Annotated in this window: 11 protein-coding genes and 1 pseudogene; 8 read left to right on the forward strand and 4 right to left on the reverse strand. The window is 32.3% G+C overall.

Annotated elements, in window-relative coordinates:
- Nucleotides 1-6 precede the first annotated feature (6 nt).
- The gene (locus ABZA65_RS03435) at nt 7-351 is read right to left on the reverse strand and encodes a hypothetical protein (protein WP_373070612.1); all 345 of its coding nucleotides are present in this window, start codon (nt 349-351) and stop codon (nt 7-9) included.
- Nucleotides 352-469: 118 nt separating this feature from the next.
- Here ABZA65_RS03435 and ABZA65_RS03440 point away from each other — a divergent pair, with 118 nt between their 5' ends.
- The gene (locus ABZA65_RS03440) at nt 470-1,912 is read left to right on the forward strand and encodes a sensor histidine kinase (protein WP_373070614.1); all 1,443 of its coding nucleotides are present in this window, start codon (nt 470-472) and stop codon (nt 1,910-1,912) included.
- Here ABZA65_RS03440 and ABZA65_RS03445 read toward each other — a convergent pair.
- Nucleotides 1,909-4,956, reverse strand: coding sequence for an HNH endonuclease (locus tag ABZA65_RS03445; protein WP_373070616.1), 3,048 nt, complete (start codon nt 4,954-4,956; stop codon nt 1,909-1,911). The two genes, ABZA65_RS03440 and ABZA65_RS03445, sit on opposite strands and share 4 nt — an antisense overlap.
- Before the next feature lie 220 nt (nt 4,957-5,176).
- Here ABZA65_RS03445 and ABZA65_RS03450 point away from each other — a divergent pair, with 220 nt between their 5' ends.
- The 7 genes from ABZA65_RS03450 (at nt 5,177) to ABZA65_RS03480 (ending at nt 14,616) form a co-directional block, all read left to right on the forward strand.
- On the forward strand, nt 5,177-5,947 hold the full coding sequence (locus ABZA65_RS03450) for an OmpA family protein (protein WP_373070618.1): 771 nt from the start codon (nt 5,177-5,179) through the stop codon (nt 5,945-5,947).
- A 16-nt stretch (nt 5,948-5,963) separates the two neighbouring features.
- Entirely contained in the window at nt 5,964-7,823 is a 1,860-nt protein-coding gene (locus ABZA65_RS03455; protein ID WP_373070620.1) for a TolC family outer membrane protein, read from the forward strand.
- 17 nt (nt 7,824-7,840) lie between these two features.
- The gene (locus tag ABZA65_RS03460; protein WP_373070622.1) at nt 7,841-10,012 is read left to right on the forward strand and encodes a type I secretion system permease/ATPase; all 2,172 of its coding nucleotides are present in this window, start codon (nt 7,841-7,843) and stop codon (nt 10,010-10,012) included.
- Nucleotides 9,999-11,342, forward strand: a complete 1,344-nt coding sequence (locus ABZA65_RS03465; RefSeq protein WP_373070624.1) for an HlyD family type I secretion periplasmic adaptor subunit — start codon at nt 9,999-10,001, stop codon at nt 11,340-11,342. The genes ABZA65_RS03460 and ABZA65_RS03465 overlap by 14 nt, the downstream gene beginning before the upstream one ends.
- Before the next feature lie 3 nt (nt 11,343-11,345).
- On the forward strand, nt 11,346-11,951 hold the full coding sequence (locus ABZA65_RS03470) for a response regulator transcription factor (RefSeq protein ID WP_373070626.1): 606 nt from the start codon (nt 11,346-11,348) through the stop codon (nt 11,949-11,951).
- On the forward strand, nt 11,952-13,754 hold the full coding sequence (locus tag ABZA65_RS03475; RefSeq protein WP_373070628.1) for a protein containing Six-hairpin glycosidase-like domain protein: 1,803 nt from the start codon (nt 11,952-11,954) through the stop codon (nt 13,752-13,754). It abuts the gene before it with no gap.
- A 169-nt stretch (nt 13,755-13,923) separates the two neighbouring features.
- The gene (locus ABZA65_RS03480) at nt 13,924-14,616 is read left to right on the forward strand and encodes a hypothetical protein (protein WP_373070630.1); all 693 of its coding nucleotides are present in this window, start codon (nt 13,924-13,926) and stop codon (nt 14,614-14,616) included.
- Here ABZA65_RS03480 and ABZA65_RS03485 read toward each other — a convergent pair.
- Both ABZA65_RS03485 and ABZA65_RS03490 read right to left on the reverse strand, forming a co-directional pair.
- Nucleotides 14,613-15,683: an AAA family ATPase gene (locus ABZA65_RS03485; protein WP_373070632.1), complete on the reverse strand. Its 1,071-nt coding sequence runs from the start codon at nt 15,681-15,683 to the stop codon at nt 14,613-14,615. The two genes, ABZA65_RS03480 and ABZA65_RS03485, sit on opposite strands and share 4 nt — an antisense overlap.
- A gap of 46 nt (nt 15,684-15,729) precedes the next feature.
- Nucleotides 15,730-17,421: pseudogene (locus ABZA65_RS03490) on the reverse strand (cell shape-determining protein MreD); the annotation flags it as partial.

Genomic DNA, 17,421 nt, shown 5'->3' on the forward strand with positions numbered 1-17,421 from the left:
AAAAAATTAACCTCTTGGATTGTCGTAAAATATATATGGCGTAGCATAATCGCTGATCTCAAAATATAGTTTTTTCTCACCCGGATCTACTTTAAAGTTTTGGTTTTCATCCAACACTCCATATCCGTAACGATAATTTCTTGCTACATCTCCTTGAGTAGACTGTGCAGTTGATAGTTTGTCTATTTTTATAAATCTTTGTACGAGTTTACCACCCATATATATATCCAATACACCGTTTGTACCAGTCCAGTTTTGGATAGAACGTCCAATTTTATTTTGAGTTTCTTGAGTACACCCGCTAAAAAATAATGCAAAAGATAAAGTAGTTAAAATAAAAATTTTTTTCATAATATTTCCTTCTTAAAGAGTAGCATTATACATACAATTATTTAATATAAATATTTAATTATATTAAACAAGGAAAAAATTGTTATCATATAACTTTTAAAAATAAGTGAGTAGTTTTATGTTCAAATCATTTATAGGAAAATTTATATTTTTCTTTTGGCTTTTTTTCTTTATTGTCACCGTACCTATATATTATTTTAGTAATTATCAGTTTAAAGAGATTATAAAAAAATCTGAACAAGAAAAAATAACAATTACACTAAAAACACTTAAACCTATAATTTCAATACATATTTTTTTAGATCAGAAGAAACAACTACATGAACTTTTAAACAATATGTTTGAACACGATGATATTAAGTCTATAAAACTTTTGTCTAAAAACGGAGATGAACTTTTTAATAAAAGTCTAGACGATATTTGCCTTAATAAACTATCAGAACACAAAACTACAATTCTAGATACTATTTCTAATACAAAAGTAGCTGATCTATATATTTACTATTCAAACAAACATATGCAACATTTCAATGATAGAATAGTAATTATTTTAGCAACTACTTTTCTATCTTCTCTTCTAGTTTTTTTACTGGTCTTCTTCTATATACGTTACGATTTGGTAGCTCTAAAAAATATAGCCAATGCACTAAAGGAATATTCAAAAACAAAAACTACGAAAAAAATATTACAATCTAGTAGAAGTATCGAGATCTCAACAATAGCAAATGTTGCAAATGAGATGTTTATCAATATAGCGGAGTATCTAAAGCAATTAGAATCTTTTAATATCAAACTTGAAAAAAGAGTTAAAGAAGAGATAGAAAAACAGCAAAACCAAGAAAAAATGATGATCCATCAATCACGTCAAGCTGCAATGGGAGAGATGATTGAGTCTATTGCACATCAATGGAGACAACCTTTAAATATAATTGGACTTGCTACTGTTAATCTGGAAACTCAATATGCACTTGGACAAATTGATGATAAAAACTTTCATGAAAAAATGGATGTTATTTCAAAAAATATAAACTATATGTCAGATACAATTGATGATTTCAGAGATTTTTTAAACCCTAAAAAAACAATGAGCAACTTTGAAGCTACAAACAGTATAGAAGATGTTTTGGGTATATTAGACGCGCAATTAAAAAATTATAATATTAAATATATTCTTAACAATGGAAGCAAAATACATTTTAAAGGTGTTGAAAACGAGTTTAAACAGGTAATTATAATTTTATTAAACAACTCAAAAGATGCGATAAAATTACAACGAAAACAACAACATGATTTTGAGGGAAGAATAAATATTCAAATTACATCTCAAAATAACTTCGGGATAATAAAAATCTGTGATAATGGAGGCGGGATAGAAAGTGATATTATTGAGTCAATTTTCAACCCTTATTTTTCAACCAAGCACAATGCAAACGGAACAGGCATAGGTTTATATATAGCAAAAAATATTATAGAGTCAAGAATGAAAGGTAATATCTGGGTTAAAAATACAAATGACGGTTGTTGTTTTACTATATCAATACCGTTAAATAATGAATCTTAATCCCAATCATCTAGTACAAAACCTTTAGGTTCTGTGTTTTCCTTTTTTTCTACCTTTTGGTTTTCATTTATTTCAGGATCGTCAACTTTCTTCTGTAGAGGCTTTTTCATCTGCTCTTCATATTTTAGTGCGAGTCCGTTTGATGTCATAACAAAACCATCAACACGGATTTTTCCATCATGTATCTCTCTGTGATGATCTTTACAAAGTGGAACCAAGTTATGTTTTGAATCTTTATGAAAGTGATCGATAAATCCGGCCTGATTTGCAAGACTTTGGTTATTAATATGATGAACGTCTTCTGCCATGGCTCCACAGATTACACACTTAGTAACGTATAAATCTTTATTGTATTTAGATGTTTTTTTCTTTACAAGAAGTTCAAGCTCGTCAAAATCTTTTGCAAGACGTTTTCTGATCTTATTTGCAGTATCTAAGAACTCATCATCCATATGTAAAGATTTTGCAAATTCAAGTCCGTATATACTGCTACCGCTTCCAGACTGCAATACCCTGTTAAATACAAGGGCATCTTTTTCTTCATCATATTCCACACTCAGATGCAGATCTACTACATTATCAAGTGAAGTAATCTCTTTCATGGTTGAGAGTTGATGAAGGTGTGTTGCAAATAAGAAAAGTGAGCGGATTTTAGCCAGCTTCATTATTGCAGACGCTACTATAGATACACCTGATAGTGTCTCTGTACCGTGACTAATCTCATCACCCAAAACAAGTGATCGCAGTGTTGCACGATTAAATATGTTTTTCATCTCAAGCATCTCTACCGCAAAAGTTGAAAGTCCCTTTGCCAAATTATCCTTAGATACTATACGCGTGAAAAGTGAATCAAACAAAGAAAACTTCATTACTGAAGCCGAGACAAAAAATCCGCTTTGAGCCATAAGTACAGCAATACCTATACTTTTCATCAATGAACTTTTACCGCTAGAGTTTATACCGTATAACAGTACACCGTTAACATCATGTCCGTCGTGTACACTCACGTCAAGCATAACCGTTGTCGGGTGTGGAAGATCCAAATAATCCCTATTTCCCATAACTACATCGTTTGGCACATAAAGTCCGCCTCTTTCTTGAAGCTCAATAAGTGGGTGACGAAGCTGCATTAACTGCATAAAATTCTCATCATCCTTTACATCTACTATCATAGGGCGGGCATGGTTATAATCTTGTGCTACTTTTGATGAACTCACACCAACATCCAAGTCAGCTACATACGATATTATACGATCAAATAAAAGTGCATAACGGCGCTCATACAAACTTTGAAGCTGAATGTATCTTTCTTTTACAAGAGAGATAATCTTACGTCTGTTTTTCATTATCTGGTCAGATAAGTTATCTGTAAATTCAGAACTTATTTTTACATTATTTGTAAGTTTTTTTACATTAAATTTACTAAACTCTTCATCTTTTTTAAATTCAGTCTCGATCATAGAAAAACGTGTTTTTGAGAGTGAAATATAATAACCCTCTTTCTCTAAAAGTCCCAAAGTTACAAGACGATTTGAACTAGATGCATTTGCTTCTTTTAACATCCCCTCTATTTTAGACATAATATCATCAAAAGCTATAAGCATTACAGAATTTTCTTTTACGAGCGTGTCGATCGCTTCATCAACTCCGTTCATTAAAAAATTCTCATCTACCGTTGCATTTGTAAAACGGCGTGATACGTCCAAATCTATACTTTTTTCAATATCTCGTAAGAACTCATCTATCTCAAATTCGGAAAAAGGTGTTTTTTGAATCTTATGCTTTTTAACATAAGCCATCAACTCTTTTACACATAAAACAGAATCATATATATGGTTCATCTCAAAAGGGTGAAGTCTACTTAGATTTAGTCTTCTTGCAAGCCTTTCAAGATCATATATTCCACGCATAGTTTCATCCAAAAATCTCACATGTGAATTTACTCTGTCGATCAAATTATATCTACGTTCTAACTCTTCACGCTCCATTATAGGATTTAGTAGTCTCTCTTTTAACAGACGTCGCCCTATTGCCGTTGAGCTTTTGTCCATCATCTTTAGAAGTGTAAACTCACGTCTATCTTTAGAGATGATCCCCATCTGCTCAAGCGCATTATTTCCAAGATACATAAAACGTCGGTTGTCAATAGTTTTTGGCATTGATAGTTTTTGAACTATATGATAATCATGCTCTATTACAAAGTTAATTAAAATAGCCAAAGACTCTGTAATCATTGGTGAGCGTTCTAGATCTAAATGCTCGATTGGTGATAAAAGAGACTGTATCTGATAAACCTCTTTAAAAAGTTCATTTTGAAAATCTATTTTAACCCTATTGTTGTTTACACTATAGTGGTAATGTTCAGAGATCTCCAGGTACTGCATAACATGGCGCTGATCATCTATACCATCTAAAAATGTTATAACAATCTCACTTGTTCTATATACATTCAAAAGGTTAAATATCTCATCTAATGCATAAGACGGGTCTTCACTGGTACCGTGTGTTTCATACAGCCATGTTTTTCCGGTTGTTACGTCTATAGCTGAATAACCAACCGTATATATATCACGATGTTTATCAATTAAAAGCGATACTATATAGTTATCATCATTATCTACAATATAATCAAAATTAGTCCCAGGTGATACTATTTGTGAAATATAACGAGATATTTTAGGTGGATTTCCCTTTTGTTTTACAACTATAATCGTATATTTTTGCTCACTTATTAGGCGGGATAAATACCTTTCAAATGAAACAGCAGGCACACCGGCTAAAAGTGGATTTTTTTCAGAGTTTTCTACTATGTTTTTATTTTTTTTGGTAAGTTGAATATTTAGAAGTTCAGCTATCTCTTTTGCTTTACCGATCTGTACATCGTCGTTATTTACTTCATATACTTCAAAAAAAGTACCAATCTCCATAAATACTACAGTATCTGTGCCATATTTATTTTCAAAAAATTCTTGAAGTTCAAAATATGTCTGAGTTAACAAATTATCTTTATTATTTAAAATTTTTTCAACTTCTGAATGCTTCATTGTCTATTTTGCCCATTTATTACATTTTTGTGATAAAAAATCATATTTAAGTAATTTTATAAAAACTTAAAAAAATTAACCATTTATATCACATTTTTGTTATGCATTTTCTATACAAATTTCGCGATTATAACATAAAAAGCTTTGCAATTTCGCCGATTATAGATATAATTTAACCATCTTTAACTTAAAAAAAATAATTAATAGGGAAATTAAAAATATGAAAACTAAAGCAAGCTTTTTAATCGCTTTATTATTAACTCTGCCTTTAACTGCAGAGGAGATAACACAAGCAAATGAAGTCGTAAGTGAATACCAATTTGTTAAACCTATTGCAATTGAAGAAGCACCTGTTGAAAAAATCGCTGAACTTGAATCTACTGATAAAGACGGTGACGGTGTTTTGGATGAAGTTGACAGATGTCCTAATACTAAAGACGGTGAAGAAGTTGATGAATTTGGTTGTCTGATCAAACCTGATGCAGATAAAGACGGTGTACCTGATGCTGATGATAAATGTCCAAATACCCTTGAAGGACAAAAAGTAGACTACAGAGGTTGTGAGTTAGATAGTGATGATGATGGTATACCTGATTCAAAAGATCAGTGTCCTGATACATCTAAAGATTTTGTGGTTGATGGTTACGGATGTCCTCAAACAGCAACTATTAACGTTACTTTTAAATCAGGAAGATGGGATATAGATCAAAAACTGATTGATGATCTTCAAAATTTTGCGTTGTTCCTAAAAGAAAACAAAGGTTACGATGTAATTATATATGGATATACTGACAGTTTAGGAAAAGCAGCAGCAAATAAAACTTTATCTCAAAACAGAGCGAACTCTGTAAAAGAAGCACTAACACGTTATGGCATTAGTGAAACCAGACTTACTGCTATAGGTAAAGGTGAGTTAAATCCAATAGGTGACAATGCAACTAAAGAAGGCCGTGCACTAAACCGCCGCATAGAAGTTGAACTTCTTCAATAACAAGGAAAGGGAAGCAATGAATAAAAAATCAATCTTCTTAGCTTTAGGTGTAGCTTCTACACTTTTAGCACAAGATATGAAAACGAGTGTAGCAGAAGTAATAGAGACAAACCCAACTGTACTTGAGCGTTTAAAAAACTATAACGTTACTAAAGAAGATATAGCTATAGCAAAAGCAGGATATTATCCGACACTAGATCTTTCTATTGGTATCGGTATTGAGAAAAACCAAAAAAGAACTGATTATGCAGGAACAACTACATTAAGAGAAAGTGGTAATCTTAAAGATAGTACAAGTTTTAGTGTATATCAAAATTCACTTACATACACTCAGAATATTTTTAACGGCTTTTCTACAACACACCAAATTGATACACAAGAACATGCTACTGTATCTGCAGCATATAGCTATATAGAAAATGCAAATGATATGGCTTTTAAAATGGTAGACACTTATCTGCAAGTTATGCGTAATCGAGATCTTCTTGAAAATGCACAGGCAAATGTAGACATTAATGAAGAGATATTTAAAAAAGTTCAAAAACTATATGATGCTGGTTTAACAACATTATCTGAAGTAAATAAAATAGAATCATCATTATCTTTGGCAAAGTCTAACTATGTAGTTCAGGAAAACACTCTTTTAGATGTTACATATAATATGCAAAGGGTATTGGGACGTTATTTAGATGTTGAAAAAATGAGTAAACCTGTACTAAACGTGGCTCTTCCAGGATCATTAGAAGATGCTGCACAATATGCTTTAAAAAACAACCCTTCCCTTTTGGTAGCTGCTTATAATGTTAAAATGGCACAGTCTCAATATAAAGAGTCAAAATCTTCATACTATCCATCATTAGATATTGAAATATCTCAGCAAATGAATAAAAATCTTTCAGGTACAGAGGGTAAAGATGAAAGACTTAGCGCTATGGCTTATCTCAAATATAACTTCTTTAACGGTTTTTCAGACAAAGCATCGATCCAACAAAACGTTTCAAAGATACATCAAGAGATTGAAAGTAAAAATGATCTGAGAAGACAAGTCTTAGAGGGGATGAACCTTTCTTGGGCTGCTAATGAAAAACTAGGTGATCAGCTAGAACATCTGAATGAATATAAAAAGTTCGCACTTAAAACATTAACACTTTATTCAAAAGAATATGATTTAGGTCGTCGTTCATTACTTGATCTGCTTTCTGCTCAAAGTGATTTTATAAGTGCAAAACAACAAATAATAAATACAGAATATGCAATGTTATTTGCAAAATATAGAATTCTAGATGCTATGGGAACACTTGTTCAAACTGTTCTTGGAGATACTGATATAGTATATTCTAAAGTTGGACTGTTAGGTCAGGCACCTGAAAATATGGATACGCTACCTGTACATTATGACAAAGATTTAGATTTAGTAGTTGATGAATACGATCTATGTAGCAACTCTTTAAAAAATGAGATGAGAAATATTTACGGATGTAAATTCACATTTGAAGACACTGCTAAGATTGAGAGATATTCAGGTTTTTACTTCAATGATACCGATAGTGACAACGCCGCTTCACTAAGTGAAGAAGGTTCTTTAAAACTAGATGGGCTTGTTAAACAATTAACACCATATGGGTTTAGCTATCTAAAATTTGATGTTATGGGTAATGTTGATGATGAAGAGATGAGTGATGTTGACAAACTTGAGCTTTCAAAACAAAGAGCGATATATGTAAGAGATATGTTGATCCAAGCTGGTGCAAAAGAGGAAAACATAACTATTCATGCAAACTCTGATAAAGCACCTATGTATAGTAGAGAGTCAGACGAATCAATTGATAAAAACAATCGTGCTGATATAGTAGTTAAAAAACTACACAAGCAATAAGTTACTAAAGGAAAATAATGCTAATAGCAGAAGCTGAAAATCTAAGAATGGATTCCCTCTTAGATTGTTTAGTACTATTTACAAAACTCTATCATAAACCATTTTCAGCTGAAGCCCTATCGGCTGGGCTTCCAACAGAACCTGGGCATGAGACACCTGAACTTTTTTCCATTAATAATGCAAAAGGTTTATTCTCTCGTGCAGCTGAACGTGCAGGACTAAAGTCATCACTAACCAACCGTCCTCTATCACAGATTTCACCTTTACAGTTACCAATGATCATTTTGCTCTCAAACCAAACTGCATGTATTTTAGAAAAATTCAGCGAGGATGATGAGCAGGCAAAAATTATTATGCCGGGTGAAGATGCTGTTGAGCAATGGGTAGATATAGATGTACTTGAGGATGAGTATATCGGCTTTGGTTTTATGGTAAAAAAAGCATATGAATATACAGATGATAATTCCCGGACCCTTCATTTAACACAAAAGCATTGGTTTTGGAGCACGTTAAAACTTTCACTTCCAATATATAAAGATGTACTGTATGCTTCTTTACTAATCAATATGTTTGTACTTGCGGCACCTTTATTTACGATGAATGTTTACGACAGAGTTATACCAAATAATGCAATTGAAACTTTATGGGTTTTTGCTATCGGTGTGGCAATAGTATATATTATAGACACTTCACTCAAATTTACACGTTCCTTCTTACTAGAGAGTGCTGCTAAAAAGAGTGACATAATTATGTCCTCTATTATATTTGAAAAAGTATTAGATTTAAAAATGGCTCACCACCCTGCTTCGGTTGGTTCATTTTCATCTAACTTAAAAGATTTTGATTCTATCAGAAGCTTTTTAACAAATGCCACTATGGCAGCTGTTGTCGATCTACCATTTACAATTATATTTTTACTTGTTATTTTATATATTGGAGGGAGTATAGTTTTAATACCTATGCTTACTATGGGACTTATTTTACTATATGCATTTTTAATTAAAAACCCTCTAAAAAAGAGTATTGAAAGTACACATGAGGCTAGTGCTAAAAAGAACTCCATACTAATTGAGACTTTAAACAATATAGAGACCCTCAAAACACTAGGTACTTTAAACCAAGTTCAGTACAAATGGGAAGAGTCTACTGGTGAGATAGCACAAAGAAGTCTAAGATCACGTCTTTTATCATCGTCTATTCCGACGATCACTCAGCTTCTAATTCAGTTAAATACGGTCATGATCATTATATACGGTGTTTATCTAATACAAGATTTTGAACTATCTATGGGTGGATTGATTGCAATTGTAATTTTAACATCACGTACACTGGCACCAATGGGACAAGTGGCAGCACTTTTAACAAACTATGAAGATACTAAAACATCTTATGAGACACTAAATGAAATTTTATCAAAACCTGCTGAGCGTCCAAGCGGTAAAAAATTTGTTGAGAGACCTGAATTCAGTGGTCATATTGAGTTCGTAGATGTAACGTTTACATACCCTCATACTGAGATTCCTGCACTTAAAAACGTTTCATTTGAGATTCAGCCTGGTGAAAAAGTTGCCTTCATTGGTCGTATCGGTAGTGGTAAAAGTACTATTCAAAAACTATTACTTGGACTCTATGAGCCTGATTCTGGTCAAATATTAATAGATGGTATAGATATAAAACAGATTGATCCGGCTGATCTTAGAAAAAATATGGGTTATGTATCTCAAGATGTAATGCTATTTCGTGGTACTGTTAAAGACAATATTATTTTTAGAGCATCACATGCTAGTGATGTATCCATGATTAGAGCAGCTGAGATAAGTGGAACATCAGAGTTTATAAAAAAACACCCTCAAGGTTATGAGATGCCAGTTGGTGAGCGTGGACAAGGTCTCTCAGGTGGACAAAGACAAAGTATAGGTATTGCCCGTGCATTTTTACTTGATGCACCGATTATGCTTATGGATGAGCCTAGTAATGCTATGGACCAAATTACAGAAGCAAAATTACTTGACAAATTAGAAGAAAACCTTAAAGAGAAAACATCAATTTTAGTTACACAAAAAATGGCACTACTTAGAATTGTAGAAAGAGTAATAGTTATGAATGAAGGTAAGCTCTTTATCGATGCTCCAAAAGAGGAAGCATTACTAAAACTACAAGGGGGAGGTAAAAAAGTTGAGCAGAAATAATAAACAACCTATAGAGTACAACAATAAAGACTTTGAATTTATGCAGAGTCTTAGCTCTGCTATACTTGAACAGACCCCGACAAAAGTAAGTCGTGTTATAAAAATATGGTTGGTAACCATACTGCTTGCAGTTATTTGGGCATCTTTGGCAGAGATAGATGAAATTACACGTGGCGATGGAGACGTAGTACCTTATGGACAAAACCAAAAAATACAAAACCTTGAAGGTGGTATAGTTGAATCAATCTTAGTTCATGAGGGCCAGATGATCAAAAAAGGTGATGTGATTTTAAAGATCAACAATGCCCAATCGATCTCAAAATCAGAAACAAATAAAATTAAATATGAAGAACTTTTAGCTAAAAAATACCGCCTAGAAGCTCAAGCGAATCAAACTGAGTTTATAAGTGAAGAAACTGACAATCCGGAGCTTGTAAAACATATAAAAATGGCCAAAGATCTATATAGATCAAACAAAATAGAGTTTATGGCAAAAGACAATGCTCTTTTACAACAAGTTGAACAAAAAAAGCAAGAATACAAAGAAGCCGCAGCAAATATCAAGTCACTATCTAAATCTTTAGAATATGTATCTCAAGAAATAGAGATGACAGCACCAATGGTAAGACAAGGTGTTAAAAGTAAAGTTGACTTTTTAAAACTAAAACGTGAAGCCAACGGAATTGAAAATGATATTGAAGCTGCCAAACTTTCACTGCCAAGACTAAAAGCTGCCATTAGAGAAGCTAGACAAAAACGAATAGAAAATAAGCAGCTGTTTATAAATACCGCTAAAAAAGAGCTTAACGAAGTTAGTGCTGAACTGTTAAGGTTAAAAACTCAACAAGTTGCATATAGTGACGAGGTACAAAGAACTATTGTTACTTCACCGGTAGACGGTATTGTTCAAAAACTATATGTAAACACTTTAGGCGGTGTTATAAAACCTGGTGCAGATCTGGTAGAAATAGTACCGACAAACGAAAAACTTTATTTAGAGGTTAAAATAAAGCCTAGTGACATAGCATTTATTCACCCTGGAGCAGAAGCAAAAGTTAAAATCTCAGCTTACGATTATGCAATTCACGGTGGTCTAATTGGAAAAGTTGTAAATATTTCTCCTGATACTATTACAGATAAAGAAGACAATACTTTTTATCTTATATATATAGAAACGGAAAAAAATTATTTAGGAACTAAAGAAAACCCTATGAAAATTATTCCGGGTATGACTGTAAATGTAGATATTGTAACTGGTAAGAAAACTGTTATGCAATATATTTTAAAGCCGATATTAAAGTCTAAACAATATGTTTTTTCTGAAAGGTAAATGATGAAGATAATTTTATTTAGCTCAGATACTAATACTATAAATGAATGGATTGAAAAATACAGCTTAGATGCAGCATCAGAGTGTTATGATTTAGAGTCTTATGAAAATGAAATTTCTAATCTAGAGAAGTTTATATTAGTATGTGACTATGATAGTGTAGCTAATAGTTTAAATACTCTCATATCTTCAAAAAAGCTACCTAACTATACGGTTGTTTTAGAGAGATCACCTGCTATTGCTACAGGTAAAATCCTTATTAAAAACGGTATTAGAGCGTATGGTAATTCTAAAATGCTTGCTAAACACTTTACTCAGTTAATAGATACGGTCTCAAATGACAATACCTGGACATACCCAGATCTTACGGCAGCTTTAGTAAAGTCAACAAGAAAAGCTCCACTTAATAAAGATGCTCAAGAGCTTATAGATTCAAGACTTACAGATAAAGAAAAAGATGTAGTCTTATTAGTTCTTGATGGTTTTACAAATGATGCAATAGCGAATGAATTAGACATCACTACAAGAACTGTTAAAGCTCATATCAGTTCAATATTTTCAAAACTTCACGTAAACGACAGAATTTCTTTGGTGCTTTTATTAAAATAAATGGATAAAAATATTCTAACTCTTTTAGAGCAGATTAGAGATTCTTTTTTAACAAATTCTGCTATAGATGTAGAAAACATCACACTGCCTTTTGAATATGACAAAAATTATACTCAAATATATATTACACTTTTTCAAGATGGTAACAAATCAATAAGGTGGGGTTCAAGAAGAGATACACTGAGCCTAACAATACAAAGAATTGTCAGTAAACTAAAACTTAACCCATATATAAAAAACTTCGATTTAAGTAGTTGTTTCATACTTTTTGAGATTGTAACTAAAGAGTACCCATGCAATATTAGAAACCTTACAACTATGCGTATGAAATCTCCAAATAGATTTGAACCTGGTGTTAACGGTTTAAAGTATATTTATGAAGGACAAACACGTTTTTTTATGCCGACTGATGGTTATACTAAATCAATTATGAGCGTAAAACAACTTTTAAATTATCTCTCAAAGCAATGTGGAATATCAAAAAGAACAAATAAAATAAGTGAGCGTGTGCATATTATGCGTAGAGAGAATATTGATTACACTCTTATAGAATCTCTTGCATATTTAAGTGACTCTAAAAATGTTTATCTATTAGAAAGAGGGTACCCTACTCCCGTTGAATTTAGTAAAGACATTATTTTGGATAAAACCTTAAAAAGTATAGACTGGCTAGTAGAAAACATGAATGATGATGGGAGTTTTTTATACTACTATGACCCATATAAAAATACAATAATAGATGATATGCACCCAAATATGATAGATCCGCTTTACAATAATATTTTACGCCATAGTGGTGGTACTATATCTCTTCTTAGAGGTTATGAGCTTACAAAAAAGCAACTTTATTTAGACAAAGCAAAAGATTCTTTAGGTTTTTTAATCTCAACATTTAGAGAACACAAATATAAAAAGCAATATGCCTGCTACCCTTTTTTTAACAAAAAATCTAAGCTTGGCGGTGCAGGTATAGGACTTGTTGCACTAATGCATTATTATATCCATACAGGTAGTGAAGTGTACCGCAAAGAGATCGATGGACTGGTAAGACATATATTAAGCCGTATAGAGCCTGATGGAGAGATGATCGGATACTATATACATCCAAAATTTAATAACTCTAAAGCTCTTACAAAAGTAAGTGAAGATGATAAAAAAGAGCTCTTCTCTTTTTACTATCCAGGTGAAGCTCTTCTTGGTCTTGCATTGTATTATCTTCATATAAAAGATATAGATAATAAACTTCAAGAAGATATTCGAAAAAAATCTGAAATGGCACTAGATTTTTTAGTAGATATACGCCCTATAAAATACGACTATATGTTTGATCCGCTTCCAGCAGATGCATGGCTTATGCAAGCGATCGAAGAATGGGTTAAAGTTGAAGGACTTAAAAAGCAAAGCTATATTGACTTCGTTTTTAACGATACAAAAGCTATGTTTGATCATATGTATACAGAACAAAATACACTTGCTAACAACAAAGACTACATAGGTGGTTTCTTTTATGAATACGGTGATCATGTATATCATGATGCTTCCAGATGCGAGGGTGTTGTAAGTGCATACTATTTAGCCAAATATTTAAAAGATGAAAACAAAGCAAAATGGGTTATGGATAACATGCACTTAAGTGCAAAAGGGCTTATGAAAACTTTTCATGATGAAGTTTCAACCTATGCGCATATAGAGCCGAACAAAGCACTTCACAGCTTTAGATTTAAACTGACACGTCAGTGGGTTAGAGTTGATTCTGTCCAACATGCGGCTTGTTTTTTTTCTAGGCTATATAAAGTCATATAAAATGAAATATCTTATTATCATTTCTTTACTTTCTAGCTTTCTTTACGCAAACTGGAAAACTGATAGAGAAAGTTTAGAACATTTCTACATTGAAAAGCCTTTTAGAATCTTTTATTCTTTATCAGGGAAAAATAAACTTATACATTATAGAGATCTCAATAACAATAATGTGCCTGATTATATTGATAATATAGCTGATCAATTAAGTACTGGAAATAAAATGCTTGTAAATGAAAAAAACTTCATTGAACCATTGCTAAACAAAAACTACAAAAATAAAGCAAGCTATATAGATGTACATATTCTTAGTTTAAACAATAATGGACTTGCAGGTGACGCAATAATAAAATATGACTACAAATTTTTTAAAAACAACTCTTCTTCTATAAGCATGTCACTGTCTAATAAGTTATCAAAAACAAATCTAACACCTTTACACGAATTAATTCATATATATCAAAACGGATACACAAAAATAAAAAATAGATGGGTTACAGAGGGAATTGCGAGGCTTTTAGAAGAATTAATGCGAAATAAAACAACAAAGAGCATTAGGTTACCTTCTAATACTTATGAATTAAATGTTATGCTCTTACAAAAATATAAAAATGCCTCATACTTTAAACGTTTTGATGAGATTTGCAAAAAAGATAATTTTATTAAAGTATTTTTAAAAGAGCTCTCTTTACAAGATGAAAAGATTGAGAAAAAATTTAATTATAAAAAAATGAACTGGCTTGAAAAAGATCAAAAAAGTCCTAAGAATAACCCTTTTATTTTTAAAGCTTTACAGAATACTATGACAAAAACATGTCCAAGTAATAACAAAGAGATTCTTGATTTCTATAAACTTATTGACTAATTAAAAACATATTTTACTTCACAGAAGCCTTCATTTAACATTGGAATTCTAAAATTAATCATCTGTTTTAAAATAGTTTCATGATCTACTGTTTTATTTTCAGATTTAGTACGTTTTGTGTTACAATCTATAACTTGTTGGTAAGACTTCAAAAAAACTACTGCATATACATTATGTGTATCTTTATACTTATCTATCCATTTTTTACGCTTGCTTATTGTAACACTTGTATTATCTATTATTACAGGTAGATTTATTTCAAAACTTTCTTTTATAAGTTGATTATAAAGAGCATCTACTTCTCTTGAAATATCTTCATTTGTATCTTCAAGGTACGAAGATTCATCATAAGTATAAACATTGTGTCTTTTTCCTATTTCACTTACAGTATCATCCCTGCTAATTACATGAGAGTTTGGAAAATTTTGCTCTATCCATGTACTTTTTCCTGCACACGGTAAACCTACAAGTATATAAACATCTTTTTTAGCAATATCTTTTTGTGGAATCTGAATATTTAAACTAGAAGCTTTTTTTTCATATGTAAGAATTTTGTTAAGATTATAATACTTCGCCTTACTTTTATCTATAAAACGACCAAACAAATCGCATTTTACATAAGAAAACAAGTCCTTAACTAACTCTTCATCATACTTATATTTTTCAACAAACTTTTCCCATGATATATCATCATATTTTACAAAATCAATTACATTGTACTGATACATTATTATCTTTAGTATCTTTACTTTTTCATTCTCCGATAAATCTAGTTTATTTAACATTTCAACTGCAATAAAACAAGACACACCTTCAAAATCGCCAAACGAAAGCGAACCATCTTTATTGATATGACGAGTTTTTATTCTACCTATATCATGAAAAAACAATGACAATAAAATAACTTTTGATACTTCAAAGTTTAAACCCTTTGAAAAAGAAAGCATTGTGTGAGACCAAACATCACCTTCTAGATGATGCAGGTTTGTGTAGTTATTTGAATGATAAGAACATTCTCTCATTTGAGTTACATATTCCGAATAATTTTCTATAAACCATTTTATCATATATGCAACTTTGTTTTAAAAGCCTGCTAAAAAAGCAGACTTAAATCTAACAGATATCTGGATCTATATTGTGTTCATCCATCATATCAGTACCGCTATCACCTCTTTCGTAGTCTTTATCACAACTATCGCTAGATGAGCTTTCTTCAGGATCAAAATCACCTAGTTTGAATTGATTTCTAACTTGGTGACCTTTACCATGTCCTTGTTCATGAGAGTCATCTTTTGACTCATCTTTCTTAGTTGCAGAATCCAGCATAGAAGAAAGTTCTGAATCTTCAGCAGAATCACCATCTAAGATACCACCTATATCTAAAGAATCGTCTCCATCAGATTTATCACCCATATTTGACATTGCATCTTTAGCAGCATCCATCATACCGCCAAACATACCTGCGAAACCACCTTCACCATGGTCAGCTAGTCCACATAAATCACCATCTGATTCATCATCTGATTTTTTGTTTTCTGCATTTTCTTGTGCATCACTGTCTTTGTCTTCACGGTCGTGTTTGTTTCCACCTTTACCGTTTGCATCAGAGTTATCATCTTTCTCATCTTTGCTTGGTGCATTTTCATTGTCGTCTTTATCAGACTTATCAGACTTATCAGACTTATCAGACTTATCAGACTTATCAGACTTATCAGACTTATCAGACTTATCAGACTTGTCTGACTTGTCAGATTTGTCTGACTTGTCATCTACATCATCACCAAAGTCAAGATCTTTAACATCATATTGGCCATCAGCAAATTCAAGAGTTTCAATATTTCTTAACTCGTTAACATCACCTATACCGTCTCCATCACTATCTGAAGATACATTTTCAGTTACAATGATATTTCCATCTTCGTCTTTAGTGATTGTGTAGTCATCAAAGTTACCATCAAATACAGCTGTATCTTTTCCATTTCCACCATCAATCACAACAAAGTCGTTATCATCATTGTCATTTACAGATATAGTATCTTTACCAGTTCCTGCCATATTAAAGTCATCAGTACTTTCTGTTTCAGCATCTTTCCAGTTAAATGCATTAAAGTGAGTAGTATCAACTTGTGCTGTTTCATTACCAGCTGAATCCGTTTCACTTACACTAAAGAACTCGTTATCATTTACAGGTGTACCGTCAAGATTTGAGATATCCGCAGACCATGAACCATCGTCTTGAACTTCAGCACTCGCTACTACTTCACCATCTTCATCGTAGATATTTACAGTGTTTCCTGGTTCAGCACCTTTACCGTGCATTGTAATCTCTTTGTGATTACCTTTTTCATCTACTATATCAGTGATTTCTAATTTAGAGCTATCTGGTGCTTCTGTGTCATCATCATCTGTGTCAGTATCTGTGTCAGTGTCTGTATCAGTATCTACATCTGTGTCTGTGTCGCTGTCAGAATCTGTATCAGTGTCTGTATCAGTGTCTGTGTCTGTGTCGCTGTCAGTGTCAGTATCTGAATCCGCATCAGTATCTGTGTCTGTGTCGCTGTCAGTGTCAGTATCTGAATCCGCATCAGTATCTGTGTCAGTATCTGTGTCAGTGTCTGTATCTGTATCTGTATCGCTGTCAGAATCTGTATCAGTGTCTGTATCAGTGTCTGTGTCAGTATCTGTATCTGTATCGCTGTCAGAATCTGTATCAGTGTCTGTATCAGTGTCTGTGTCTGTGTCAGTGTCTGTATCTGTATCTGTATCGCTGTCAGAATCTGTATCTGTGTCAGTATCTACATCTGT

Source organism: Sulfurimonas sp. (genome assembly GCF_041583195.1).
Taxonomy (GTDB): Bacteria; Campylobacterota; Campylobacteria; order Campylobacterales; family Sulfurimonadaceae; genus Sulfurimonas.